Origin of the sequence: Devosia indica (assembly GCF_003056405.1) — a bacterium.
Classification (GTDB): Bacteria; Pseudomonadota; Alphaproteobacteria; order Rhizobiales; family Devosiaceae; genus Devosia; species Devosia indica.
The window spans coordinates 61,325-85,807 of record NZ_PYVZ01000005.1; the positions used below are offsets into that span (position 1 = coordinate 61,325).

Annotated in this window: 22 protein-coding genes and 1 tRNA gene; 16 read left to right on the forward strand and 7 right to left on the reverse strand. The window is 62.6% G+C overall.

Annotated features, from left to right (window positions below):
- The first annotated feature begins 25 nt into the window (after window positions 1-25).
- A complete protein-coding gene (locus DDE76_RS06750; protein ID WP_104893245.1) occupies window positions 26-985 on the forward strand; it encodes a cation diffusion facilitator family transporter in 960 nt (319 codons plus the stop codon).
- Here DDE76_RS06750 and DDE76_RS06755 read toward each other — a convergent pair.
- Together DDE76_RS06755 and DDE76_RS06760 are read right to left on the reverse strand one after the other, a co-directional pair.
- Window positions 979-1,725 (reverse strand): SDR family NAD(P)-dependent oxidoreductase, encoded by a 747-nt coding sequence (locus DDE76_RS06755; RefSeq protein WP_104893244.1) that lies wholly within the window; start codon window positions 1,723-1,725, stop codon window positions 979-981. The genes DDE76_RS06750 and DDE76_RS06755 overlap by 7 nt on opposite strands.
- Window positions 1,722-2,942 (reverse strand): TIGR03862 family flavoprotein, encoded by a 1,221-nt coding sequence (locus DDE76_RS06760; protein WP_104893243.1) that lies wholly within the window; start codon window positions 2,940-2,942, stop codon window positions 1,722-1,724. Before DDE76_RS06760 ends, DDE76_RS06755 begins: the two co-directional genes overlap by 4 nt.
- Before the next feature lie 133 nt (window positions 2,943-3,075).
- On the opposite strand from DDE76_RS06760, the gene DDE76_RS06765 reads away from it, so the two are divergent.
- From DDE76_RS06765 to DDE76_RS06810, 10 genes are all read left to right on the forward strand, one after another.
- Window positions 3,076-4,125 carry an HD domain-containing phosphohydrolase gene (locus tag DDE76_RS06765; RefSeq protein ID WP_104893242.1) on the forward strand — a complete coding sequence of 350 codons (1,050 nt, stop codon included), beginning with the start codon at window positions 3,076-3,078 and terminating at the stop codon, window positions 4,123-4,125.
- A 467-nt stretch (window positions 4,126-4,592) separates the two neighbouring features.
- Window positions 4,593-4,922: an STAS domain-containing protein gene (locus DDE76_RS06770; RefSeq protein ID WP_157955691.1), complete on the forward strand. Its 330-nt coding sequence runs from the start codon at window positions 4,593-4,595 to the stop codon at window positions 4,920-4,922.
- A 3-nt stretch (window positions 4,923-4,925) separates the two neighbouring features.
- On the forward strand, window positions 4,926-5,294 hold the full coding sequence (locus tag DDE76_RS06775) for a response regulator (RefSeq protein ID WP_104893240.1): 369 nt from the start codon (window positions 4,926-4,928) through the stop codon (window positions 5,292-5,294).
- Window positions 5,291-7,357 (forward strand): chemotaxis protein CheA, encoded by a 2,067-nt coding sequence (locus tag DDE76_RS06780; protein ID WP_104893239.1) that lies wholly within the window; start codon window positions 5,291-5,293, stop codon window positions 7,355-7,357. Before DDE76_RS06775 ends, DDE76_RS06780 begins: the two co-directional genes overlap by 4 nt.
- Window positions 7,354-7,884, forward strand: a complete 531-nt coding sequence (locus DDE76_RS06785) for a chemotaxis protein CheW (RefSeq protein ID WP_245891824.1) — start codon at window positions 7,354-7,356, stop codon at window positions 7,882-7,884. Before DDE76_RS06780 ends, DDE76_RS06785 begins: the two co-directional genes overlap by 4 nt.
- Window positions 7,881-9,980, forward strand: coding sequence for a HAMP domain-containing methyl-accepting chemotaxis protein (locus DDE76_RS06790; protein WP_104893238.1), 2,100 nt, complete (start codon window positions 7,881-7,883; stop codon window positions 9,978-9,980). Before DDE76_RS06785 ends, DDE76_RS06790 begins: the two co-directional genes overlap by 4 nt.
- Before the next feature lie 92 nt (window positions 9,981-10,072).
- Window positions 10,073-10,537: a chemotaxis protein CheW gene (locus DDE76_RS06795; RefSeq protein ID WP_104893237.1), complete on the forward strand. Its 465-nt coding sequence runs from the start codon at window positions 10,073-10,075 to the stop codon at window positions 10,535-10,537.
- Window positions 10,538-10,592: 55 nt separating this feature from the next.
- Window positions 10,593-11,456, forward strand: coding sequence for a CheR family methyltransferase (locus DDE76_RS06800; RefSeq protein ID WP_245891825.1), 864 nt, complete (start codon window positions 10,593-10,595; stop codon window positions 11,454-11,456).
- A 14-nt stretch (window positions 11,457-11,470) separates the two neighbouring features.
- Entirely contained in the window at window positions 11,471-12,607 is a 1,137-nt protein-coding gene (locus DDE76_RS06805; protein WP_104893235.1) for a protein-glutamate methylesterase/protein-glutamine glutaminase, read from the forward strand.
- On the forward strand, window positions 12,604-14,343 hold the full coding sequence (locus DDE76_RS06810; protein ID WP_157955692.1) for a hypothetical protein: 1,740 nt from the start codon (window positions 12,604-12,606) through the stop codon (window positions 14,341-14,343). The genes DDE76_RS06805 and DDE76_RS06810 overlap by 4 nt, the downstream gene beginning before the upstream one ends.
- A 74-nt stretch (window positions 14,344-14,417) precedes the next feature.
- Here the strand turns inward: DDE76_RS06810 and DDE76_RS06815 are convergent, their stop codons facing one another.
- The 3 genes from DDE76_RS06815 to DDE76_RS06830 form a co-directional block, all read right to left on the reverse strand.
- Complete coding sequence (locus DDE76_RS06815) at window positions 14,418-15,728, reverse strand: lipopolysaccharide biosynthesis protein (protein ID WP_158672399.1); 1,311 nt, start codon at window positions 15,726-15,728, stop codon at window positions 14,418-14,420.
- On the reverse strand, window positions 15,721-16,884 hold the full coding sequence (locus DDE76_RS06820) for a GNAT family N-acetyltransferase (protein WP_157955693.1): 1,164 nt from the start codon (window positions 16,882-16,884) through the stop codon (window positions 15,721-15,723). Before DDE76_RS06820 ends, DDE76_RS06815 begins: the two co-directional genes overlap by 8 nt.
- 749 nt (window positions 16,885-17,633) lie before the next feature.
- Window positions 17,634-17,710 (reverse strand) — tRNA-Met (locus DDE76_RS06830).
- A 234-nt stretch (window positions 17,711-17,944) separates the two neighbouring features.
- On the opposite strand from DDE76_RS06830, the gene DDE76_RS06835 reads away from it, so the two are divergent.
- Together DDE76_RS06835 and DDE76_RS06840 are read left to right on the forward strand one after the other, a co-directional pair.
- Window positions 17,945-18,895: a ring-cleaving dioxygenase gene (locus DDE76_RS06835; RefSeq protein WP_104893230.1), complete on the forward strand. Its 951-nt coding sequence runs from the start codon at window positions 17,945-17,947 to the stop codon at window positions 18,893-18,895.
- 301 nt (window positions 18,896-19,196) lie between these two features.
- Window positions 19,197-19,385 carry a hypothetical protein gene (locus DDE76_RS06840; RefSeq protein ID WP_104893229.1) on the forward strand — a complete coding sequence of 63 codons (189 nt, stop codon included), beginning with the start codon at window positions 19,197-19,199 and terminating at the stop codon, window positions 19,383-19,385.
- A 43-nt stretch (window positions 19,386-19,428) separates the two neighbouring features.
- Here DDE76_RS06840 and mnmA read toward each other — a convergent pair whose 3' ends face one another.
- Window positions 19,429-20,580, reverse strand: coding sequence for a tRNA 2-thiouridine(34) synthase MnmA (gene mnmA, locus DDE76_RS06845; protein ID WP_198650860.1), 1,152 nt, complete (start codon window positions 20,578-20,580; stop codon window positions 19,429-19,431).
- Window positions 20,581-20,838: 258 nt separating this feature from the next.
- Between mnmA and DDE76_RS06850 the strand changes: the two genes are divergently transcribed.
- The 3 genes from DDE76_RS06850 to sciP all read left to right on the forward strand — a co-directional run bounded on the left by DDE76_RS06850 (window position 20,839) and on the right by sciP (window position 23,683).
- On the forward strand, window positions 20,839-22,491 hold the full coding sequence (locus tag DDE76_RS06850) for a flagellar hook-length control protein FliK (protein ID WP_104893228.1): 1,653 nt from the start codon (window positions 20,839-20,841) through the stop codon (window positions 22,489-22,491).
- Window positions 22,492-22,504: 13 nt separating this feature from the next.
- Window positions 22,505-23,221, forward strand: coding sequence for a flagellar hook assembly protein FlgD (locus DDE76_RS06855; protein WP_104893227.1), 717 nt, complete (start codon window positions 22,505-22,507; stop codon window positions 23,219-23,221).
- A gap of 183 nt (window positions 23,222-23,404) precedes the next feature.
- Complete coding sequence (sciP, locus tag DDE76_RS06860; RefSeq protein ID WP_035085775.1) at window positions 23,405-23,683, forward strand: CtrA inhibitor SciP; 279 nt, start codon at window positions 23,405-23,407, stop codon at window positions 23,681-23,683.
- A 72-nt stretch (window positions 23,684-23,755) separates the two neighbouring features.
- Here sciP and DDE76_RS06865 read toward each other — a convergent pair whose 3' ends face one another.
- Window positions 23,756-24,376 (reverse strand): glutathione S-transferase family protein, encoded by a 621-nt coding sequence (locus DDE76_RS06865; protein WP_158672398.1) that lies wholly within the window; start codon window positions 24,374-24,376, stop codon window positions 23,756-23,758.
- Between the last annotated feature and the right edge of the window lie 107 nt (window positions 24,377-24,483).

The following is a 24,483-nucleotide window of genomic DNA, read 5'->3' on the forward strand; positions in this document are numbered from 1 at the left end:
ATGTATATAGAGTGGAGAAGCCCGCGTGCCCGAACATCAGCACAGTCATGACCACAGCGAAAATGGCCACGACCATGCCGGGCACAGCCACGCCCCCAAGGTGAGCGCGGGCAATGAGCGGGCCGTGCTGATTGGCCTCTGCCTCACCGGCGGTTTCATGGTGGCTGAGGTGGTCGGCGGCTATCTTTCCGGCTCTCTGGCGCTGATTGCCGATGCCGGTCACATGCTGACCGACACGGTCGCACTGTTCCTGGCCTGGCTCGGTTTCCGGCTCGGCCGCCGCCCTGCCGACACGCGCCGCAGCTTTGGCTATTCGCGGCTGGAAGTGCTGGCGGGCCTCATCAATGCGCTCTCCCTGTTCGCGCTGGTCGGCTGGATCGCCTATGAGGCCGTGCAGCGCTTTCTCGCGCCCGAGGAGGTGCTGGCCGGCCCGATGTTCGTGGTGGCCGTGCTCGGGCTGATCGTCAATCTGGTCGTGTTCCGCATTCTCTCCGGCGCCGATGCCGATCACGTCAACATCAGGGGCGCCTTGCTCCATGTGCTGGGCGATCTGCTTGGCTCGGTCGGCGCCATTGCCGCTGCCATCATCATCTGGCTGACCGGCTGGATGCCGATCGACCCGATCCTGTCGCTCGTGGTGAGCCTCCTCATCCTCAGAAGCGCCTGGGCGTTGCTGACCCGCACCTTCAACATTCTGATGGAAGGCGCGCCCGACGGTATCGACATCAAGGCGCTGCAATCAGATCTGCGCAGCACCGTGCCGGGACTGGCCGATGTCGGGCACCTTCATGTCTGGTCGCTGTCCTCGGGCCAGACCATGGCAACGCTGGACATTGCCCTGGCACCCGGCGCCGATCCGGCAGTCGTCAGCCGGGAAGTGAAGGCGCGCCTGGCGCAGCAGCACGATATCGGTCACGCTACCGTCGAAATCGACTGGAGTGGCGATGGCGTGGAATGCCCTGCCGCTACCGCCCAGCATCAATAGGTGGCGCGTCCGCCCGAAAGGTCGAAGACGCTGGCGGTGGTAAAGCTGTTTTCGCGGCTCACCAGCCAGGCCACCATGGACGCGGCCTCTTCCACCTCGAGGAATCGCCCGCGCGGAATGCGCGACAGCATATAGGTGATGAACTCCTCGGTCAGGCTGTCGAGAATGCGCGTCTTGGCCGTGGCGGGGGTGATGGCGTTGACCGCGATATCGAAGCTGGCCAGTTCCTTGCCCAGCGATTTGGTCAGGCCGATGACGCCCGCCTTGGCCGCCGAATAGGCCGAGGCGGTCGGATTGCCCTCCTTGCCGGCAATCGAGGCGATATTGACGATGCGCCCGTAATTGCGGGCCTTCATTCCCGGCACCACGACGCGATTGACATAGAAGGTGCCATTGAGATTGATCTCGATAACCCGCCGCCATTCGGCCGGATCATAGGCATCCAGCGTGGCGTTGTTTCCTGCGATCCCCGCCGAATGCACCAGGATCGACACCGGTCCGAGATTCGTCTCCGTCGCCGCATGGGCGCGTTCAAGGGCTTGGAGATCGGTCACGTCGACGCTCTGCTGCGACGCGCCGGCACCCAGCGCTGCCACCGCCTTATCGAGCATGTCGCTATCCTTGTCCCAAAGGCTCACCCTGGCGCCCGACGCCAGCAGCCGATGGGCAATGGCAAAGCCGAGCCCCTGCGCCCCGCCCGTGACCACCGCCACCTGCCCCTCAAGATCAATCGTATTCATCGCTTTTCCCCTCCACTCGCATACGCAATTGCCGCCTGCCCCGCCGCCCGCCCGGTGGCAAAGCAGGCCGTCAGCAGATACCCGCCCGTCGGCGCTTCCCAATCCAGCATTTCACCGGCCACGAAGACACCGGGCAGCGCCTTGAGCATGAAATGCGGATCCACCCCGTCCCAGGCGATACCGCCGGCCACGGAAATCGCTTCCGCGATTGGCCGGGGTCGCTGCACTGTAAGCGGCACCGACTTGATGGCCACCGCCAGCGTATCGGTTGTCAGGGTTGCAAGGTCCGGCACGCATTCGCGCAACAGGCCCAGCTTGACCCCATCCAGCCCGGCCCCCTTGCGCAGCCTGTTAGAAAGACTGGCCTTGGCCGGCTGCCGCGCAAGATCCTGCGCCAGGCGTTCGACCGTACGGCCAGGAGCCAGATCCAGTTCGAGTTGTGCCGTCCCGTCTCGTTCCACGGCATCGCGCAGGGCGGCAGAATGGGCATAGACTAGGCTGCCTTCAATGCCCCAGCGCGTGACGACAAACTCGCCGGCAATATGACCGGCCGCACTGCTTGCCTGCACCGTCTTAACCGGCTGGCCCGCAAAGCGCTCGATCATCACCTCGGACCAGCCCATCTCGAACCCGCAATTGGCCGGACGAAATGCGGACACCACCACGCCGCGCTGCTCCAATACCGGCACCCAGGCCGCATCCGAACCCAGCCGGGGCCAGCTCGCGCCACCGAGTGCCAGAACGGTAGCATCAAAATCCTCCACCACCTGACCCGCCGGCGTATCGAATGTCAGACCATCGGTCGCGAACCCGGTCCAGCGGTGGCGCGTGCGGATTTCGACTCCCTGCGCCACAAGGCGGTTGAGCCAGGCGCGCAGCAGTGGCGACGCCTTCATGGCCTTGGGAAACACCCGCCCCGACGAGCCGACAAAGGTCTCGACGCCCAGTTCAGCGCACCAGTTGCGCAATTGGGGTGCAGAAAAGACATCAAGCGCGGCCTGCAATGGGGCCTGCGCCGCACCATAGCGCGTGTCGAACGCGCTCCTGTCCTCGGCATGGGTGATATTGAGGCCCGACTTGCCGGCCATCAGCAATTTTCGTCCGACCGTAGGCATGGCCTCAAAGACCACGACGCGCGCGCCCTGCTGCGCGGCTTGCTCAGCCGCCATCAGCCCGGCCGGCCCGCCCCCAATCACCGCGATCAGCCTTGTCACCATATCCGCCCGCCCCAATGCGTCAGTACACTGCTAACCAATAGTGCAAGCCATTGCCACGGCCCGATTCCTGTTAAGCTTCACCTAATTGTGCTTCTCATATGGTTGGTGCAATTCGGGCGGGGGCCGCAAGACAATGCGTTTGCTTATCGTCGATGATAGCCGCTCCAGTCTCGCGCTGATCGGCAGCATCGTCAAAGAAGCCGTGATGGGTGAGATTGAGCTGTGCCTCAATCCACTTGAAGCACTGGACAGATGCCAGTCCTACCAGTTCGATCTCATCATCGTCGACCACATCATGCCCGAAATGGACGGTGTCGCCTTCACCGCCGCGCTGCGTTCGCAGCCGTCCTATCGCATCGTCCCCATCATCATGGTGACCTCCGATCTCGACAAGACCGTACGCATCGAGGCCATCAAGGCCGGGGCCACGGACTTCCTGCACAAGCCCTTCGACCCGATCGAACTGCAGGCGCGCGTCTCCAACCTCTTGGCCCTGCGCCAGGCCCAGGTCGAACTGGCCGACCGCGCCCAGTGGCTCACCCGCGAAGTGGAACGGGCAACCGCCCATCTGCTGGCGCGTGAAGAAGAGATCATCTACCGGCTGGCGCGGGCGATCGAATATCGCGACGGCGATACCGGCGAGCACGTTTCGCGCGTGGCGCTGATCAGCCAGATGATCGGCGAAGGCATCGGCCTGCCGCCCGACCGCTGCCGCATGATCTATCTCTCGGCCCCCCTGCACGATATCGGCAAGATCGGCATCGCCGACGCCATCCTGTCCAAGCCGGGCCGGCTGACCGACACGGAAATGGCCATCATGCGCGAGCACGTCACCATTGGCGCGCGCATTCTGGAACGCGGCGGGTCCGAGCTGATCCGTACCGCCGAGCTGATTGCCCAGAGCCACCACGAGAAATGGGACGGGACCGGCTATCCCGACCGCCTTTCGGGCACCGACATCCCCATCGAGGCGCGGATCGTGGCCATTGCCGATGTTTTTGACGCGCTGTGCTCCGAGCGCCCCTACAAGTCCGCCTGGCCCATCGACAAGGCCTATGCCGAAATCGTCCGTTGCAGTGGCAGCCATTTCGACCCGCAATGCGTCGCCGCTTTCCGCGCCAAATGGCCCGAGATCTGCGCCATCATGCAACCCAGGGATCCTGCGCAGGTCGTCGGCCTCTAAAGCCCTCCCATTAGGCATTTTTTGTGTGAGCGCGTGCCCACAGGGCCGCCCGCCAGTCTTGCTCGCGCACAGCCAGCAGCGCGACAAGTGAATCAAAAAGTATAGAGCGCTGAATTCTTGCAGATAGACTCTGAGTCAATCACGCTGGATTCGCGCGCCAATTGCGATGATTCTCCAAGATTCTCGGCTAAATGACATATACATATTGATTAAAATCGTTACTATTCAAAGTAATATTTGATAGACACAATATAAATCTGACAAGGGTCAGGTCAGGTAACCATCGGTTAAGCCAGAAGTGCAAGTATAGTATCAAGCCGGATGGGAATACGGCGGACAGATTGGCAATAGAAACAGCATAGCGAGCACCGCACCCGCATCAGTCCTTTTCGCCTACCGACTTCCCAGCGTCCTTTGCGGTAGAGAGACAGAATGTCACCTTTAGTAATTTGCGTTCGGTCATGCCCATGACCGATGAACAGAAACACATGCTCGTATTGACGGGCGATGCAGGCATCAAAAACGCGACCGAAGTTGCGACGAACCTGCGCCAGGCCATCGAAAACCACTCAGCCATCGCCATCGACACGCAGGCTTTGTCTGCGGCCGATGTGACGACCGTGCAATCCCTGCTCGCCGCCCGGGTCAGTGCCCGCGCGCTCGGCAAGGAATTGCGTTTGCTCGCGCCCTTGGGAGGGCCATTGCAGGCCGTGCTGAATGAAGCCGGTTTTCTCACCCCCGGACAGGAGCATGCCGCTTTCTGGTCCGTCCACCCCGACAAGCCAGCAGGACACTGAGCGATGACCAAAACCATTCTGACGATCGACGACAGCGCCTCCATCCGCCAGATGGTGGCCATGACGCTGACCGGTGCAGGGCTGGACGTCCTGGAGGCCGGCAACGGCCAGGAAGGTTATGAGGTGGCGACCGCCAATACGGTTCACGCCATTCTGACCGACCTCAACATGCCGGTGCTCAACGGCATCGAATTCATCAGGAAGTACCGCCAGCACCCCTCCTCCAAGGGCATCCCGATCATCCTGCTCACCACCGAGTCCGATGATGAGCTCAAGCGCCAGGCCAAGGAAGCCGGCGCCACCGGCTGGATCGTCAAGCCATTCAAGCAGGACCAGTTGCTGGCCATTATCAAGAAGGTCACCGGGGCATGAACATTTCCGACCCGACCGAAACCTTCCGCCAGGAAGCGCGCGAACTGCTCGACGAGCTCGAAGCGGGTCTTCTCGATCTTGAGCAGGATCCATCCAATAGCGATCTGGTCAATTCCACCTTCCGGGCCCTGCACACTATCAAGGGTTCGGGGGCCATGTTTGGCTTCACCGCCGTGGCCGAATTCGTGCACGAGTTCGAAACCGCCTTTGACCAGGTGCGCAAGGGCCAGACCCAGGCCAACGCCGCCCTGATCGGGGTGGCACTCGACGCCAAGGACCATATTCACCTGCTGATCGAGACGCCCGAAGCCAAGATCTTGGGCGGCGATGAAATCCTGGCCAGTCTGCGCGCCATCGTGAACGGCGAAACCAGCGCCCCGGCCACCCCCAAGACCGAGCCAGCACCGGCACCGGCCAACAAGAAATCCGCAGCACCGGCCCCCAAGGCCGAAACGGCGACCTGGCGGCTGGAATTCTACCTGCCTTCGGATGCGCTGATCTACGGCACCAACCCGGTCTTGCTGCTCGAAGAACTGGCCGAAATCGGACCGGCCAAAATCACCGCGCTGACTGATCGGGTTCCCGACCTGACCGTGCTCGATCCCGAAACGCCCCATATCGGCTGGCGCGTCGATATCGAGGCGGACGATCCCACGGCAGCCATCGACGACGTCTTCCTGTTCCTGCGCGACAATATGGAATTGAGCCTGAACCGGCTGGATGCCGCCGACACGCTTGCCCTAGACGCAGAAACGGCTGAAGAGCCGGCGCCAGCCGCCAAGGTGGAAGTCCAACCGGCGCCCGCAGCCGCCCCCACTACACCCCAGTCTGCCGCGCCGCGCGCCAAACCGGCGAGCGGGGCCGACACCGCCGACCGGGCCGCAGCCTCCTCCCTGCGCGTCCCGGCCGAGCGGCTTGACGAGTTGATGGATCGCGTTGGGGAACTGGTGATTGCCCAGGCCCGCCTGAGCCAGATTGCCGGGCTGAGCGCAGATACCGCGCTCAAGACCATTGCCGAAGAACTCGAACGCCTCTCCTCGGGGCTGCGCGACACCACGATGGGCATTCGCATGGTGCCCATCGGCACCCTGTTCGGCCGCTTCCGTCGCCTCATCCATGACCTCTCGAGCGAATTGGGCAAGCCCATCGAGTTCATCACCACCGGCGAAGACACCGAGCTCGACAAGACCATGATCGAGCGCCTGGCCGATCCGCTGGTGCATCTGATCCGCAATTCGATCGATCACGGCCTGGAAAGCGCCGACAAGCGCGCCGCTGCCGGCAAGCCGGCCAAGGGCGTGGTGCGGCTCTCTGCTGTCTATTCAGGTGCCGAAGTCGCCATTTCGGTGACCGATGACGGCGCCGGGCTCGATGCCGTCCGTATCCGCGCCAAGGCCGAGGAAAACGGGTTGATCACCCCTGACACCAAGCTGACCGACCAGGAACTCTACCACCTGATCTTTGCCCCGGGTTTCTCGACCGCCAAGGAAGTGACTTCGCTTTCGGGCCGCGGCGTCGGCATGGACGTGGTCAAGCGCACCATTGACGGGTTGCGCGGCACCATCGATGTCACTTCCCGCCCCGGCGAAGGCTCGACCATGACCCTGAGACTGCCGCTGACCCTGGCCATCATCGATGGCATGTTGGTGCGGGTCGGCAATGGCCGCTACACCATTCCGCTGGCTGCCGTCGAAGAATGCGTGGAACTGCCGGAGGGCATCGAGGCCCATGCCAAGGGCCGCAACTTCCTCGATATTCGCGGGGCGCTGGTGCCCTATCTGCGGTTGCGCGAAGTCTTCGGCACCAAAGGCGAGAGCGAGCCGCACCAGAAGGTGGTGATCGTCTCCTCCGGCGAAGGCCGGGTGGGCTTGGTGGTCGACCAGATCATCGGCAACAACCAGACCGTCATCAAGCAGCTCTCCAAGCTTCATTCGGGCATCAAGTCCTTCTCGGGCGCCACCATTCTGGGTGACGGCTCGGTGGCCCTGATCCTGGACACCGCCCATCTGGTGGCCGCCGGCCAGGGCTATGTGGATCGCAACCTTACCGGGAGGGCCGCATGAGCCAGGCCATGAAACTGGTCGAACTGGCCGAGACCGCGCCAGCCGACGCAATGAACGCCCTGACCATCCGCCTGGATGACGAGCTGTTTGCCGTCGAGGCCCACCATGTGCGCGAAATTCTCGAACTGGTGCCCATCACCGAAGTGCCCAATGCACCCGAATTCGTCGGCGGGCTGATCAATGTGCGGGGCCGCGTCGTGCCGCTGGCCGATCTGCGCGTCATGTTCGGCATGAACCGGGCTGAACCGGACGAGGACACCCGCATCGTCGTGATGGAAGTCGACATGGATGGCGAGCCCGCCATTGTCGGCATCCTGGCCGACAAGGTGCACGACGTTACCGATATCGAGGCCGCTTCCATCGAGGAAGCGCCCAAGGTCGGCATGCGCTGGCGCCCCGAATTCATCAAGGGCATCGGCAAGCGCAATGGCGGCTTCATCATCATTCCGAACATGGAACGCATTTTCGAAATCTCGGGCGCAAGAACCGCACCCGTCGCAGCATCAGAAGAAAGGTCTGCATCATGAGACTGACTATCAAGACAAAACTGGCGGCCGTCTTCGGCGTTGTCGTCGCCCTTTCAGCGGGCAGCATGTTCATTGCCTTGCAGAATTTGGGCACCCTCAATCAGAAGCTCGAAACCATTGTAGAGGTACGCTCGGCCAATCTAGTGCGCTCATCTCAGATGCAGACCAGCCTTGAAAGTCTCGGGTCGCGCGTCAGGGCCCAGATTATTACCAAGGACCAGGCCGAGAAAGAAGGCTATGTCGACTCGCTGCGCGAGGACTACGACGAACTCGTCGATGGCCACGCCTTTCTCGATGCCAATGCGATGGACCCGGCTGTGCGTGAGCAGCTTGCGCCTTTCAACGCCAAGGTCGAAGAGCTTTGGTCGGCCGTACAGCGGGCCCAAGAACATACCTTGAAGAACTCTGATGCCACAGCGTTGGCCATCAGCCGCAGCGAAGGCAGTGGCTCGCTTGGCGTGTTCGAGGAAACCATGGCCGCCCTGCGTGCCTCGCTGCAGCGTAAGGTCGACGGCGGCGATCTGTCCGCCTTCCCAGCCTATCAGGCCGCAACTGAAATGTTCCTGACCGGAACAGACATGTTCCGCCAGCAGCGCAATGTCCTCCTCGCCGCTTCACAGGACCGCGAATTGCAGGAAACCTGGAACACGGATTACTTGACGGGCGTCGAAGCCAATGCTGAGCGCCTGCCCGTACTGCAGCGCACCATGCCGGCCTCCGACACTGTACTCTTCAATGCGGCCCGCGCAGCCTATGATGACATGGTCGCAGCCATGGACAAGGCCGTCGCCGTGTCGATGGAAAATGGCGACTATTTCGCACTTCAAGAGATGCAGACAGTCAATACGCTGCGCCGTGAAGCCGATGCCATGCTGCAGGCCATGATCGACCGCAACACTGTCATCATGGACGACGCCAAGGCAGAGGCCGCACAACTCTATCAGACTTCGACGATGCTGCTGATCGGCCTGCTGGTTGGCTCCGCCCTGATCGCCCTGGTCGCCGCCACCTGGATCGTGGTCTCGATCTCCCGTGCTCTCACCAGCGCCGTGCGCCTGGCCGACGACGTGGCCGGCGGCAATCTCTCTGCCACCGCCGATGTCAAGTCCGACGACGAAGTGGGTGACCTGATCAAGGCGCTCAACGCCATGACCCAGAAGCTGCGCGAAGTGGTCGGCGAAGTCACCGCCGCCACCCGCAATGTGGCCGCCGGCTCCCAGGAAATGTCCGCCACAGCCGAACAGCTCAGCCAGGGTGCCACCGAACAGGCCTCGTCCACCGAAGAGGCATCCGCCTCGATGGAAGAAATGGCCGCCACCATCAAGCAGTCGGCCGACAACGCTGCCCAGACCGAAAAGATCGCCCGCCAGTCCGCTGCTGACGCGATTGCCTCAGGCGAGGCGGTCAACAATGCCGTCGCCGCGATGCAGACCATCGCCGAAAAGATCATGGTGGTGCAGGAAATCGCCCGCCAGACCGATCTACTGGCGCTCAACGCGGCGGTGGAAGCCGCCCGTGCCGGCGAGCATGGCCGCGGCTTTGCGGTCGTGGCCTCCGAAGTGCGCAAGCTTGCCGAGCGCAGCCAGGCCGCGGCGGGCGAAATCTCGACCCTCTCGGGCACCACGGTCAAGGCCGCCCAGTCGGCTGGCGACATGCTCTCCAAGCTGGTCCCCGATATTCAGCGCACCGCTGAACTGGTGGAAGAGATCTCCGCAGGTAGCCGCGAGCAGAATGCGGGTGCCGCCCAGATCAACACCGCCATCCAGCAGCTCGACAAGGTGACCCAGCAGAACACCTCCGCTGCCGAGGAAATGTCGGCCACCTCCGAGGAACTGGCCAGCCAGGCCGAGCAGCTCCAATCCGCCATCAGCTACTTCCGCATCGATGCCTCATCGATCACGGCCGTGGCCAATGACGGCGCTGGCGACAAGGTCGACCTCAAATCAGCCATTCTGGCCAAGGCTCCGCATATGGCCCAGCGCAAGCCGGTCAAATCCAAGGCCCCTGCCAAGAGCAGCGGCGGCGGCTTCGACCTCGATATGGGCGATGCCGGTGACGATCTCGACGGTGACTTCACCCGTCGCGGCGCCGCCTGAGCTGACACGCACATGACAACCGGCCGCCAGAATGGCGGCCGGTTCAGGCCGCCAATCACCAGACCCGCTAAAAGGCGGCATAGGAAAACGCCATGGCTGAACAATTGCAATATGTGACCCTGGGTGTCGCCGACGAACTGTTCGCCGCTCCCGTGACCAAGGTTCAGGAAATTCTCGACATGCGCCCCGTCGCGCGCCTGCCACGGGCACCGGATAACCTGCTCGGCATGATCGATGTGCGCGGAGAAGGAGTGCCGGTGCTGGATCTGCGCCTGACCCTGGGCATGGAACCGGCCGCCGACACCGAGAACACCCGCATTGTGGTCCTCACCATCAACGGCGCGGACGGGCTGCTGACTATCGGCCTCAGGGCCGACCGGGTCTTCGAGGTCACCGTACTCGATCATGAAGCGCTCGACCCGCCGCCGCCGGTTTCGTCCGGCTGGGGCGACCAGGTTATCCAGGGCATCGGCCGGCGCAATGGCGAATTCGTCACCGTGCTCGACCTCGACCGCATGCTGGGCAGCATCCCGCTGCCGGCCAACCGCGCAGCTTGACCCTACAAGGCCGGCTTGCCTGCCGGCCTTGACCCGCCTTTTCGGAGTACCGCACTTGGCTGCCCTTGCACACCGCCTGGACGACGACGATCACCTGTCCGACGCCGATTTCAGCAAGATTTCAAACCTGATCGGCCAGCAGGTGGGTATCAAGCTGCCCCCCGGCAAGCGCCTGATGGTGGAGGGGCGCCTGCGCCGCCGCCTGCGCGCACTCGGCCTGACCAGTTTTTCGGATTATGGCGACTATCTGTTCCGGCGCGACGGGCTGGAGACCGAAATCACCTATCTGATCAACGCGGTCACCACCAACAAGACCGACTTCTTCCGCGAACCCGAACATTTTGAACTGATGCAGAAGAAGCTGGTGGCCGAGCTGATCGCGCAGCGCCGCGACCGCCTGCCCCTGCTCAAGGTCTGGAGCGCGGCCAGCTCGACCGGCGCGGAAGCCTATACCACGGCCATGGTGCTGGCAGACATGGTGTCCCAGCGCCGTGACTTCCGCTTTGCCGTGCTGGGTACCGATATCTCCACCGATGTGCTCGAAACCGGGCGCCGCGCCATCTATCCGGCCGAACAGGTCATGCCGGTCCCGCCCGGCATGCAGGCGCGCTATCTGATGCAGGCGCGGCGCCCCGGCGCCCGTCCCGAAGTGCGCATCGTCCCCGAATTGCGCCGGCTGGTACGCTTCGACCAGCTCAACCTGATGCAGGAGAGCTACCCCTATGATCGGGACGTCGACATCATCCTGCTGCGCAATGTGCTGATCTATTTCGAAAAGACCGACCAGGCGAAGGTCATTTCGCGGCTGATCGGACATTTGCGCCCCGGCGGTTATCTTCTTCTTGGTCATTCGGAGTCCATGATCGGCACATCGATCACCATGCGGCAGGTTGCGCCTGCCGTGTTCCAGAAGACCTGAGGCGAGACGAAGCGATGAATGAGAAAATCCGCGTTCTGATCGTTGATGACAGCGCCTCGGTGCGCACCACGCTTTCCGATATCATTTCGGCCGACCCCGACCTTGAGGTCATGGCCACGGCGGCCGACCCCTATGTGGCCGTGGAACGCATCCGCCAGGAAGTGCCCGATGTGATGTTTCTCGACATCGAATTGCCGCGCATGGACGGGATCACCTTCCTGCGCAAGATCATGTCGCAGCGCCCCATCCCCGTGGTGATCTGCTCGAGCCTGGCCCAGGACGGCTCGGACACCTTCATGCAGGCCCTCGAGGCCGGCGCCGTCGATGTGGTGGCCAAGCCGCGCGTGGACACAGCCCAGTTCCTGCAAGAATCGCGCATGCGCATCTGCGATGCCGCCAAGGCCGCGGCTCATGCCAAGATGCGGGGCCTTGCCAAGGCCAGCCCTGAACTGCGCGCGCCCGCGCCTGACGTCAAGGTCGAGGCCAAGCTGACCGCCGACGCCATCATCCCACCCATTTCCGATGCGCGGCGAGAGAGCCTGATCGCGCGCCTGCCCGTCACTGAACCAATTGTGGCCATCGGCGCTTCGACCGGCGGCACCGAAGCCTTGCGCGAAGTGCTCGAAGCCCTGCCCGCCGACGCCCCGCCCATACTGATTGTCCAGCACATGCCGGAAAAATTCACCACCGCCTTTGCCCGCCGGCTCGACGCAAGCTGTGCCGTGCGGGTCAAGGAAGCCGAGGACGGCGATCTGGTCCAGCCCGGCCAGGTGCTCATCGCCCCTGGCAATCTGCACATGCTGCTGGTCCGCAATGGCGCGCGCTATACCGTTTCGATCAAGGAAGGGCCGCATATTTCGCGCCACCGCCCATCGGTCGATGTGCTGTTTCGCTCGACCGCCCAGGCGGCCGGGCGCAATGCCATGGGCATCATCCTGACCGGCATGGGCGATGATGGAGCACGAGGCCTGCTCGAAATGCGCCAGATGGGCAGCCCTACCATTGCCCAGGACGAAGCCAGTTGCGTGGTCTTTGGCATGCCCAAGGAAGCCATTGCCCGCGGTGGCGCTGGCCGCACCCTACCCTTGTCCAAAATGGCCGGCGAAATCGTTGCGCATGCCCGCGCCGCCACTTCCGGAGCAAAGACGTGATCCCTTCTGCCGACCCCCGCGCCATGCGCCGCCTCGCCGACGATCTGGCCCGCCCGCGCCAGGACATTGAAGCGGCTTTCGTTGCCGTTGGCGGCCGCCTCACGGACGGCGCGGCCCTGCTCAACACGCTTTCCAAACTGTTCGAGGCCCTGCCCCAGACCCTGGGCGGAGAAGAGGTCGAGGAAGCCAGCGGTCATTTGCGCGCCGTGGCCACTCGCGCCGGGCAGCTTGCCACCACCTTTGCGCAGGAAAAGTCCGATCTCGCGCGCCTGGCGGAGGTGGTTGCCGCCGCCAATTCGCCGATCTCCGACCTCAAGCGCGCCGTCAAGATGATGGGCATTGTCTCGGTCAATGCGCGCGTTACCGCCGCCGGCATTGTCGGGGACAGCGATGATTTCGAGGTGTTTACCACCGACATCGCCACGCTCTCCGATTCCGCCAGTCGCACCATTCAGGACTTTGCCCAGGTTTATCGCCAGCTCACCGCCGAAGTGGATCGCGCCACCAGCCAGCGCGCCCGCTTCGAAGCGGCCCATGCCGACACGCTCAATCATCTGGGCACCAGCCTGAGCTCGACCCTGGCCGCGCTTGACCAGCAGCGGGCCGTGGCACTCGAGAGCAGCACCGAAACCGGCCGCGTTTCGCGTCAGATCGTGGGCCGTATCGGCAGCGCCGTGATGTCTCTGCAGGTGGGCGACGCCACGCGGCAGCGGATCGAGCATGCCGAACTCGCCCTGACCAGCATGGCTGACCTCATTGAGGGGCATACAGCCTTCGACCAGACACTGCCCGGCGAACAGCATGATACGGCCCTGTCGGCCCTGGCCGCCCTGCAGCACCAGCAGATTGCCGGCACCGCCGAGAGTTTTGCCCAGGAGGTCGAACAGGCCGAAGCCGACCTCTCGGCGCTGGCTGCCGATGCCGGCACCATCATGGCCCGCAGCCGCGATTTTCATGGTGATGAGCGTGGCACCAGCTCCGCCGTCGCCAGCCTCAGCGCCCAATTGCGCACCGCCGTGACCATTCTGGCCGATTTCGAGGCCGAACGCGCCAAGCTGGAAATCGTCGCCCATGCCGTGCAGGAAACGGTCAAGACGCTGCTTGAACATGTCGCAGCGGTGCAGGAGATCGAGGCCAATATGCGCCTGGTCAGCCTCAATGCCGCCGTACGCTGTGCCCAGCTCGGACCGCGCGGCGCCTCGCTGACCGTCATCGCCACCCAGTTGCGCGAACTGACCAGCGAAACCGTCATTGCCGCCGAGGCGGCCATGGCGCGGCTCGGTGAATCCTCGACGCTGGCCGGCTCCTTCGGTGCCGCCTCGGATCAGGGCAGCGGCCAGATCGGAGAACTCGAAGACCAGGCCAATCTGGCGCTCGACATTCTCTCCAGGCTCGATCGCGGCCTCGCCGATGCTTTGAAACGCCTCAACAGCGACGGCCCCAAGGTGATCAAGCTGCTCGAAGCGGCCGCGGATGGACTGTCGGGTCAATCGGCCATGGCCGAAACCCTCGACGATATCGCCATCGCCACCGCCGCACTCAGCACCCAGGCACCGCCTGCACATCTCACCCCTGAACTGTCGGCCATCCTTGCGAACCTGCGCAAGAGCTACACCATGGAGGCCGAGCGCCAGATTCATGACAGGCTGTTTGCCGCCGCCGGCGCGGCCAATGCCGAGTCAGCATCCCTGGACGACACCGAAGCGGGCGAGGATCTGGCAGCGTTCATGCTCTGACAGGTTGACCAGCCAAGGCCCGTCGCCCTGCCCCCCCCTTGAGACGGCCTACGATCGACCACCCCGCCTTTTGCTCACGATGCGCGGTGCCTGAGAAAGACAGGGGCGCCCAATGACAGGACCTTCAGCCCTTCCCGCTGCCACAACAGGACGGCCAGGGCCACGGTCCGGCATGCCATGGCAATGGCGCTGGCGATAGCAGCGCCAAGGGCGCCCAGCGCGGGCACCAGAGCCAACGCCCCCACCACGGTGACTGCAACCACGCCCAGCGCGACAAGCAGGCCCTCGCGCTGCCGTCCGAGCACCACCAGCGCTTCGGCGGACTGACCTGACATGGCCCTTGCGACCATGCCCAGGCCCAGCACGACCATGACGGGCTGGCCCGCCAGATAGTCACTGCCGAACGCGGCGAGCAGCCACGGTGCCGCAAGAAGGGTCACGCCAACGGCAGCCAGCGTGGCCCAGAAGGTCAAGCGGGTCGCCTCCAATATGCTCGATTGCAACTCGGTGCGGTTGGACGATGCCAGATCCATGGCGAAACGGTGGCCCGAAACCAGTGTCATGGCGTAGGCAACAAAGCCAGCCAGAGCCAGCGTTCGCGCCGCCGCAAAGTAGAGGCCGACCACTTCCGGCTCAGACAGGAGGCTCAGCACCAGGATGTCGGAATAGCTGGTGAGGTCCTCGAGCCCCGACAGCAAGAGGAGCGGCAGCGATGCCCGCAACCAAAGGTGGCGTTGCTTGTTCGAAGCGCCCCGCGCCCCTCCGGCCAGCCTGTTGAGGCGCCGGGTCACAAGGCCGAGCAGCAACAGGGCAATCATGCCCATGCACCCGATCAGCACGCCGCCGACAATTGGCAGCGTCAGGGTCACGCCCGCCGATGACAGCCCAAGGCAGCTTCCTCCGATCAGGATCGGCCGCAGGATGTAAACCGGCACGGCAGCAAGGCGGAACCAGCCCATGCTGCGCGCGATGCCTTCCAGGTAATATTCAAGGCCAAGAACAGGCAGGCCAAAGGCGACAAGGACGATGGTCAGCAAGGGCCCGTCAAGGCCCGCCCCCAGCCAGATGCCAAGCGCGATGGCAATAATCGCCGCCCCGACAATGAGCACGACGGCCAGGCCGAACTGCCAGTATCCGAACAGCGCCTGCAGGCGGTGGCGCTGTGTATAGCGCGGCAGAAACCGGACGGAGGATTCTGCAAAACCCATCGCGGCGAAGCTGCCCAGCGAAAGCATCCAGGTCCAGACTGTGACATAGCCACCATATCCTTCGCCCGGCAGCAGTCGCGCCAGCAGCACCTGCAGCCCGAACACCAGGCCGGCCCCCAGAACGCGGATGAGCAGCGCAATGGCCGCATCGATTGCGCTGCTGTGCCCCCTAGACATAGAGCAGCAGACAGGCGGCAGGCTGCAGCCAGGCGCGAATGCGCTCGAACGTGGCGGGCAGGCGCGCATGAACCCGCTTGAGCATGGGGCGGAAATTCTGCAACCAGGCCGTCGCATAGAGCCGCCCCCGCCAGCTCAGGGCTTCGACCTGCTGGGCGATCAGAATTTCCGTGTTCGTCCAGCTCGCCTTGTAGTCTGCCGGATTAATGAGCAGGTCGTAGCGCTGGACGTGATGCTCGATCAGCCATGCCACGGTGTATTCCATTTGCACCTTTCCCGGTGACAAATGGCGCAAGCTCCAGTCAAATCCGCCCAGATAAGCGTAGTAATGGCCCCGCCGGATGAAGCCCAGTTCCATCGCAACCACGCGACCGCCAGCCCGAAGCACCGAAAGGCAGGCCCCGGCGGGCTTCGAGGCATCGCCGTCCAGCGACTGCAGGAACGCTTCGACGCCGCTCATTGAAAAGCCGGTACTGAACTTGCCGGTTTCCTTGAGCCAAAGGCGCTTCATTGCCACGCAGTGTTCCACCAGCGGCGCGAACTGCTCGTCATCAGGCCACAGGACTTCAAACTGCAGCTCCCCCAGCCGCGCCAGATGATTGCGCCGCCTGTTGCGGTTGCGCTTCTGCCGCTTGCCAAGCTGGTCGGTATAGTCCTGCACGCAAGAGAAGCGGGACAGGTCGAGCATCGAAGCCACATTGGCCGCTGACTCATGCCCCTCGCCGACCACCAGATCCAGCGTACTGCCACTGAGAACCGCACGGGAGAGCAGGACATCGCAACCCGAGCTCTGCATGGCGGCATTAAGGCATTGCGCCACGTCCGGATCGTTGCGCAATGCCGGGTGGATCAGCAGGCCACAATATTGCGTGTGCGGCACGCCCAGCGTCTCCAGGCGTTTGAGGCCAAGACTTTCAACGATCATCCGCGGCCACAGTGCCACCAGCGTCTCGCCTTGCCAGACAGTGACGACATAAGGCGTGCGGCCACCATCCTTGCAGAACCGCGCCACCCAATTGCGGCACCAATCATAACTCTGGAAGTATGAGAGGGGATCGCCGCAAGCCGTCTCCAGTTCGGACCACGCCTGGGCGGTCTGCTCAATCTGTTCCAGGGTGCAGAGCACACGACTTTGAAAATGATGTCCGCTAGACAATGTCGTACTCCTTCTGTGGCGCAGGCCTGGAATAAAACATTGCCCGCCTCAACAGGTCGTTGCCCGGTACGGCAAATAAAGTCTTGCGACCGAAACCCGAACTCGCCTCAAAGCATCCCAATCCGGCGGCACATGACGAGAAAAGTCACCGACGGCGCCCGACAAATGCTGGCCATCGCGGTCTTCTGATTTCTTTTTAGATGAGGGGATTTTGGTAGCGGAGGTCCGTTGCCGGCAATCCCCCCAGGATGTTCGCTTCACATTTCTCAGGCTCTCGGCCTAAGTGACAAGGGTCCCTTGGACGCCTAATGTCGCGAATGGGGTGGGTTGCGGACTGGCGGCTTTCAGGCAGAATTGACGCCAAACGGAAGTAGGCGGGTCTGTAGTAGTGAGACGTACCCTTTTTGGCGTAGTGCTGGTGCTACTAATCCTGTCCATCGCACTTGCCAGTGTGCTTGGGTTCTTGACGGCATCCCTCTTCATCCGCGTTGGCGAAATCTGTCCGGATTTCTTTGACTGTGAAGACGCGATGAGTGCCACTTGGATATTCGCGGCGCTTACTGTGCCAGCTGCTATTGTTTCGGCCGTGCTGACGAGGGTCTTAAAGAAGTTGGCGCGGCCAATCCAAACTGACAGATGAGTCTGTCCGCTTTGGGTCAATTTCAGACTGACCGCAGCAGCGGGGTCGCAATCGGCCACCAAGAGAAGCTGCTTGCGAAAACTAACTATATGAAATATAATAAGAATTTTGGTAGCGGAGGAGGGATTTGAACCCCCGACACAAGGATTATGATTCCTCTGCTCTAACCAACTGAGCTACTCCGCCCCAAACAGGCCGTCGGTGGTTGGCCGACGCGCGCCTTACTAAGGTTTGCCGGCTCATCCTGTCAAGCGGTGCCTTCAGCCTGTGTGCGAAAACTGTGTGACACTGTCATTGACCACCGATTTGTTCGAAAATCGGCATCAGTGCGTTGCGATTGGATTGCTTTTCGCCTGTGAATTCAGGCCCTACATTGCACACAACACCAGCGCCCATCGGCGCCCATGAGGAGAATTGGACATGACTCTCGAGCTTGGCGGCATCCATCACCTGACCGCAGTAACGGCCGATGCACCGAAGAACCTGAAATTCTACACCCAGACCCTGGGCATGCGCCTGATCAAGAAGACGGTGAACCAGGACGACACCTCGGCCTATCACCTGTTTTATGGCGATGGCGTGGCCTCGCCCGGTGCCGACCTGACCTTCTTCGATTTCAACACATTGCGCGAGACGCGCGGCAACCACACCGTGGGCCGCACTGGCCTGCGTGTCGACAGTGCCGAAACCCTGCAATGGTGGAAGGACCACCTGCAGGAGAACAATGTCAGCGCCAGCGGCATCAAGGAGCGCTTTGGCCATCTCTCGCTCGATTTCGAGGATTTCGAAGGCCAGCGCTTCCGCCTTGTGGTTGACGACAAGAACAAGGTCGTGCCCTGGGCCAAGTCGCCGGTTCCCGCTGACAAGCAGATCATCGGCCTCGGGCCGATCACGCTCTCAGTGCCCAAGCTCGAGCCGACCGACGCCATGCTGACCCGCGTGATGAACATGCGCCAGGTCCGCAATTACCCGGCGCGCGAACGCAATGCCGAGGTCTTCGTCTATGAAATGGGTCCGGGGGGACCGGCTGCCGAACTGCATGTTTCGGTCGATCCCAGCCTGCCCCAGGCCCGTCCGGGCGCCGGTGGCGTGCATCATGTCGCCTTCCGCACGCCCAATCAGGACACGCTGCGCGAGTGGATCGAGCGGGTGAACAGCTTCGGCATTCGTTCCTCTGGTGAGGTTGAACGCTTCTACTTCACCTCGCTCTATTTCCGTGAGCCCAACGGCATTCTGTTCGAACTGGCCACCGACGTTCCCGGCTTTGCCACCGACGAGCCGATGGAAAGCCTGGGCGAAACCCTGAGCCTGCCACCCTTCCTCGAAGACCGGCGCGCCCAGATCGAAGCTGGTCTGAAACCGCTGGACTGATGCGAGCAGCAGCTTCCCACTCTCCGATGCAAGGAGAGGGGGAAGCGCACAGCGCGACCCGGGCAAAAGGTTCAAGCCCGCCCACGCACCCGATGCGTCCGCCGACATAACACCCAATTCGACCCGGCCAGCGCAAGAAGCGCCGGTCTTGGCGCCTCCGAATTCTCGGGAGGGGGTGCGGCGGTCAGTCCCATCGCTTCTGCATGCACTTGCCGCCGCTCCGGGCTATTCTGGTGCGCAGGGCGAGCGGCCTGGCCCGTTGCCTTGGTGCTATCGAATCTTTTCTGGAAGGCTCAGAGCCATGTCGGACGAACCGAAAACCGGGCCCTTCGGGCTCAATCCAATCCGGATCATGATCCTCCTGATGGGCGCGCTGGTACTGCTGATTTCCATCGGCATGTTTCTGGGCGGCCCGAACTCCTACCAGGCGCTCAGAGACGCCTCCAATGCGGCCAAGGAACCGACCGCGGAGCAGTTGAGCGGGGAGTAGAGGGCGGATTGCACCTATGCCTCTCCCCCTCGGGGAGGGGACATCAGGCCACCAGCGCCTGCGGTACGGCCTCGGCAATGAAGCCGCCACCCAGCACTTGGCTCATCTCGCTGTCATCGGCGTAGAACACACAGGCCTGGCCCGGCGAAATGCCGTATTCGCCGCTCACCAGCGTCACATAGACTTCGCCATTCCGCATTTGGATAACAGCCGGCTGCGGACCACGGGTCGAGCGTACCTTGACCTCGACCGGCGCCCCATTGCCCGCGCTGACCTCTGCCAGTGGCAGGCTGCCGAGCCAGTTCACATCACGCAGCCGGACCGTGTGGGTCTTGAGCGCCTCGCGCGGACCGACGATCACCCGGCCGCTGCGATGGTCGAGCTTGACCACATAGAGCGGTTCGCCGGCGGCAATGCCCAGGCCCTTGCGCTGCCCGATCGTGTAATGAACGATGCCCTCATGCTCGCCCAGCACCCGGCCATCCATATGGACAATCTCGCCCTTGGCGAGGGCCTCGGGGTGCATTTTGGCAATGATGTCGGCATATTTGCCCTGCGGCACAAAGCAGATGTCCTGGCTGTCGTGCTTCTCAGCGATTTCCAGACCCATTTCGCGCGCATGCTCGCGCACGTCCGCCTTGCTCATGCCGCCCAGCGGAAAGCGCAGGAAATCGAGCTGGTCCTGGGTTGTGGCAAACAGGAAATAGGACTGGTCCCGATCATTGTCACGGGGCCGGAACAGGTGCCGCCTGCCATCCTCACCCAGCCGCGTCTGCACATAATGGCCTGTGGCCAGCACATCGGCACCCAGATCCTGCGCCACCGTCATCAGATCGACGAACTTGACCGACTGGTTGCAGGCAATGCAGGGCACGGGCGTTTCGCCCTGCTGGTAGGCATTGGCAAAGGGCTCGATGACCGCGTTTTTGAAGCGCTCTTCATAGTCGAGCACATAGTGGGGAATGCCCAGCTTGGCCGCGACGCGGCGCGCATCGTGAATGTCCTGCCCGGCGCAGCAAGCGCCCTTGCGATGAATGGCTTCGCCATGATCGTAAAGCTGCAGGGTTACGCCCACCACTTCATAGCCCTCGCGGGCGAGCAGTCCGGCAACAACGGAGGAATCCACGCCCCCGGACATGGCGACGACGACGCGCGTGTCCTCTGGGCGCTTGGCAATATCAAGCGAGTTCAACATCTCTTCTCGTATCCGGTTGGGGTCAAGGGCCAGCGGAAACTGTGAGCGGTTCCATACTCCGAGATGGCGGGTCTGTCCATTGCCGCACCCGGCAGCTTTTGCCGCCTGCCCGGCAAGCTCGACCCGGTCCGCACTGGACTCCAGGCCATCACGAACGCTTAAACAACTGAAAACAAGAGCGAATTACCCCGCACCCAATCTGGCAAGCCTTTTGCATTGCACTGTCCGGATGAGTGTTTTGTTCAAGGGCGCCCCAAGTTGGCATCACATCTGACGATAATCAGCGGCACCAGCGCCTCCGGTGCAATCGGCAAGGCGTTCGCCGGCCAGTCCGCTGCTGCGCAGGACGCAACCAGCCCGCCCACCGGTCTGCTGGGGCTGTTTGCCGCTCTGCTGGACAATGCCGGGGTGGACACCAGCGCAACCATGCCGGCGCCCGTGCCCGGAGCCAATTCCGGCCAGCCCAATTCAGCGTTCGATCTGGCCGAACTGTTCCGCCTGGGTCTGGCGGCCAATTCGGGTGAGGCCCCATCGGACGATGAAGCCGATCCCGAGGCCCTGGCCGCCGCCATAGATCAGCCCAGCCAAACGGCAATTCCCGTCAACTCAACGCCCATGGTGGACTTTGTCGAGGCGCTGAGTGCGCTCAAGACCAGCCTGGATCAGGGCGAAGCGCTCGACCCGGAGCTGCTTGAAAAGGTTGAAACCGCGCTTGCCGACCTGGCCGAAGCCTTGGGCCTTGATATCGAGGCGTTGCCCGTTCCCGAAGACTTTGCCGCTCTGCTCGAAACCACTGGCGAGGCTGACACGGGCCTGGCCGGCGCGCTGACCCAATTGCTGGCGCCGATTGCCCAGTCACTCTCGACAGCACAGCCGGCAACCGATGCCGAAAAGGTCCACGCGGCCTCTGAGGCCAGCGCGCAGCTCAAGGCTCTGGGCGATAGGCTCGGTGCCCTGCTGGCAGCCCTGGCAGACGGCGATGTGCCGGCCGAGAAGCTGACCGCCCTGGGCATGACGCCGGGGCAGCCGCTCGATGCCGACATTGAGGCCGCGCTTGGCCGCTTTGCCGCCGGAATGACCCAGCAGGCTGCCAGTGTGCCCGAAGAGCCAGTGCTGGCCACGCCAACGCTCAAGATCAGTGAGCCGGTGCTGTCCGGCAAGACTGCCGACGCGCCGGACACATTGGACATGTCCAGCCCGGCTACGACCACAACCCCGGCTGAAGAATCCGACACATCGGGCCAGCAGCGCGAAAACAATGGTCAGTCCGCCGCCGATCGCGGCCGGGAGCGCGTAGAGCCCGCCAGTCGCGATGCCCGCACTGGCAATGCGATGGCCACCGCACCGGTCGATGCTTCGAACACGCCGGCGCCTTCCGCTGACGCCAATGCACAGGCAGTAAGCGCCTCCCGCGTCGATGCCGCAGCCAATCCGCGCATCATCCAGGCGGGCTACCAGACCAGCCAGCAACAGCTCAACCTGCCCCAGATTGCCTTTGAACTGGCGCGCCAGGTTCAGGACGGCAATACCCGGTTTCAGATCCGCCTCGACCCGCCCGAACTGGGCCGCATCGATGTCCGCCTCGACATCAATGAATCAGGCCAGGTCAATGCTCGTCTGGTGGTGGAAAAGTCCGAAACCCTGGACCTGATGCAGCGCGACCAGCGCGGCCTGGAACGCGCATTGCAGCAGGCTGGGCTTGATGGCGCCAAGACCAATCTTGAATTTTCGCTCAAGCAGAACCCCTTCGCCGGCCAGCAGGGCCAGATGGGGGATGGCAAGGACGGCAACGGCTCGTTCGGGACAAGCGATGACAATGGCCTGGCTGCCGAGGCGGATCAAGAACCGCCCCCCCTGGTCAATCTGTATCGCGGCGCCCTGACGGCCAGCGGCGTCAACATCACGGTGTAAGGAGTAAAGGTCCATGGCAGTCGATAGCGTATCTCCCAGCTCGTCCAACGGCGCGGTGTCATCCTCCCGTTCAACGATTGCCGGTAATTTCGACACCTTCCTGTCGATCCTGACGACCCAGCTCAAGAACCAGAATCCGCTCGATCCACTCGATACCAATCAGTTCACCGCACAATTGGTGCAATTTTCTGGTGTCGAACAGCAGCTCCAGACCAACGAGTTTCTTGAGGCACTGCTGCTCAACACCCAGACCAGCTACCGCGCCGATGCCGTCTCCTATATCGGCAAGCAGGTTTCGGCCTCAGGAGAGACCGCCGAGCTGGTCGATGGCGGCGCCTATTGGGCCTACAATGCCGAAGCCAATGTCGCCAATGCCACGGTGAGCATCAAGGATGCGGCCGGCAATGTGGTCTATACCGAAACCGGTTCGCTCAACTCCGGTCCTGGCGCCTTCCTCTGGGATGGCGTGGGCTCGGACGGCAACACCAAACCCGATGGCATTTACACCATCGAAATCAAGGGCACCAATCTGGCCGGCAATGAAGTCAAGGTGTCCACTTCCTCGGTTGGCATTGTCACCGGCGTGGACTTCTCCGGCTCCGAACCAATGCTGACCGTAGGCAAGAACAAGGTCGCCCTGTCTGACGTCACCGATATTCAACTGGTCAGCGAGACGCCAGCCGAGGACGGTGAAGGGGACGAGGACTCCGACACAGAGACCGAAACCTGACCGTGGCTTGCTTTTCACCACGATTTCGGGGCGGTCCGTGCGGCCGCCCTTTTCCGTTATGCTGCAATCAATTGATTGAAACCGCTGGCGTTTCTTAACCTGTTGTAAGTTTCCCCTTAGGGGTATCTTAAGCTCACTGCCCTACTCTCAGGCTCATATGGTCAGGTTTGAGTAGAGAGTAAAATGACCGTACAGATGCGTCCTCGCGTGAAGTACGTTATTGGCCCCGACGGCAGCCCGCTGACAATTGCGGATCTTCCTCCAGCCAATACGAGACGGTGGGTAATCCGCCGCAAGGCAGAAGTTGTCGCCGCCGTTCGCGGTGGCCTGCTCAGCCTCGAAGAGGCGTGTGAGCGTTATACGCTCAGCGTCGATGAATTCCTCAACTGGCAGGCCGCCATCGACAAGCATGGCCTTGCCGGTCTCAGGACAACCTGGATTCAGCACTACAGGGAAGGCTGACGCCTCCTCTGGCCGCTTTCAGGCTGCCAATCACAAACCCGCCGGACACGTCCGGCGGGTTTCTTTTTTTCGTCAGGGCGTGGCGTGCGTCAGCCACTCGGCCGCCGCCGGGCGGGCCTTCATGCGATTGTAGTAGGCTTCGCAGGCCGGCATGGGTGGATGATCAAAGGGAATGGCGAACCAGCGGTGCAGCCCTAGCGTGATCGCTATGTCGGCCAGCGAGAAGTCATTGCCCACCACGAAATCGCCGCTCTTGGCCAGATGGGCTTCGATGATGTTCATCTTGCCCGTCCAGGCCGCAATATTGTCCGCCACCTTCTGGCTGTCATCAAAGCCGGGCGCCTTGCGAATGATCGACATCAGCGGATAGGCCCAGTTGGAGCCCATCTCGTTATTCTGCCAAAGCACCCACTGCATGACGAGCCCCTGCCGCCGTGGCTCCTCGGGCAGCAGCGAGCCCCCTGCCTTGCGGTTGAGATAGAGCATGATCGCCACGCTCTCCCAGAGCACGAAATCGTCCTCGACCAGCACCGGCACCTGCGCATTGGGGTTGAGTGCCATGAATTCGGGCACCTTGGGATCGCGATTGGGCATGCCCCAGTCTTCATGCTCGTAGGCAAGGCCCAGTTCGCCCGCCGCCCAGGTGGCCTTCCGCACGTTGATGGACGTCACCCGCCCCAGAATCCGCATCATGTCCATTCACCTCTTGTTAACCCGACCCGGCAGTTCTTGCCTAAAATCGCAAGTTGCAACAGCCAGTTAATACATTGTTTACCATCCACTAGGTAATTTTTGCCCAT

What these genes read in the sequence shown, in the direction of transcription:
- DDE76_RS06805 (WP_104893235.1), top strand. Translation starts at nt 11,471, where the DNA reads ATGAATGAGAAAATCCGCGTTCTGATCGTTGATGACAGCGCCTCGGTG.
- DDE76_RS06755 (WP_104893244.1), bottom strand. Translation starts at nt 1,725, where the DNA reads ATGAATACGATTGATCTTGAGGGGCAGGTGGCGGTGGTCACGGGCGGG.
- mnmA (WP_198650860.1), bottom strand. Translation starts at nt 20,580, where the DNA reads ATGTTGAACTCGCTTGATATTGCCAAGCGCCCAGAGGACACGCGCGTC.
- DDE76_RS06765 (WP_104893242.1), top strand. Translation starts at nt 3,076, where the DNA reads ATGCGTTTGCTTATCGTCGATGATAGCCGCTCCAGTCTCGCGCTGATC.
- DDE76_RS06775 (WP_104893240.1), top strand. Translation starts at nt 4,926, where the DNA reads ATGACCAAAACCATTCTGACGATCGACGACAGCGCCTCCATCCGCCAG.
- sciP (WP_035085775.1), top strand. Translation starts at nt 23,405, where the DNA reads ATGACCGTACAGATGCGTCCTCGCGTGAAGTACGTTATTGGCCCCGAC.
- DDE76_RS06795 (WP_104893237.1), top strand. Translation starts at nt 10,073, where the DNA reads ATGGCTGAACAATTGCAATATGTGACCCTGGGTGTCGCCGACGAACTG.
- DDE76_RS06865 (WP_158672398.1), bottom strand. Translation starts at nt 24,376, where the DNA reads ATGATGCGGATTCTGGGGCGGGTGACGTCCATCAACGTGCGGAAGGCC.
- DDE76_RS06815 (WP_158672399.1), bottom strand. Translation starts at nt 15,728, where the DNA reads ATGTCTAGGGGGCACAGCAGCGCAATCGATGCGGCCATTGCGCTGCTC.
- DDE76_RS06855 (WP_104893227.1), top strand. Translation starts at nt 22,505, where the DNA reads ATGGCAGTCGATAGCGTATCTCCCAGCTCGTCCAACGGCGCGGTGTCA.
- DDE76_RS06780 (WP_104893239.1), top strand. Translation starts at nt 5,291, where the DNA reads ATGAACATTTCCGACCCGACCGAAACCTTCCGCCAGGAAGCGCGCGAA.
- DDE76_RS06840 (WP_104893229.1), top strand. Translation starts at nt 19,197, where the DNA reads ATGTCGGACGAACCGAAAACCGGGCCCTTCGGGCTCAATCCAATCCGG.
- DDE76_RS06770 (WP_157955691.1), top strand. Translation starts at nt 4,593, where the DNA reads ATGACCGATGAACAGAAACACATGCTCGTATTGACGGGCGATGCAGGC.
- DDE76_RS06835 (WP_104893230.1), top strand. Translation starts at nt 17,945, where the DNA reads ATGACTCTCGAGCTTGGCGGCATCCATCACCTGACCGCAGTAACGGCC.
- DDE76_RS06760 (WP_104893243.1), bottom strand. Translation starts at nt 2,942, where the DNA reads ATGGTGACAAGGCTGATCGCGGTGATTGGGGGCGGGCCGGCCGGGCTG.
- DDE76_RS06785 (WP_245891824.1), top strand. Translation starts at nt 7,354, where the DNA reads ATGAGCCAGGCCATGAAACTGGTCGAACTGGCCGAGACCGCGCCAGCC.
- DDE76_RS06790 (WP_104893238.1), top strand. Translation starts at nt 7,881, where the DNA reads ATGAGACTGACTATCAAGACAAAACTGGCGGCCGTCTTCGGCGTTGTC.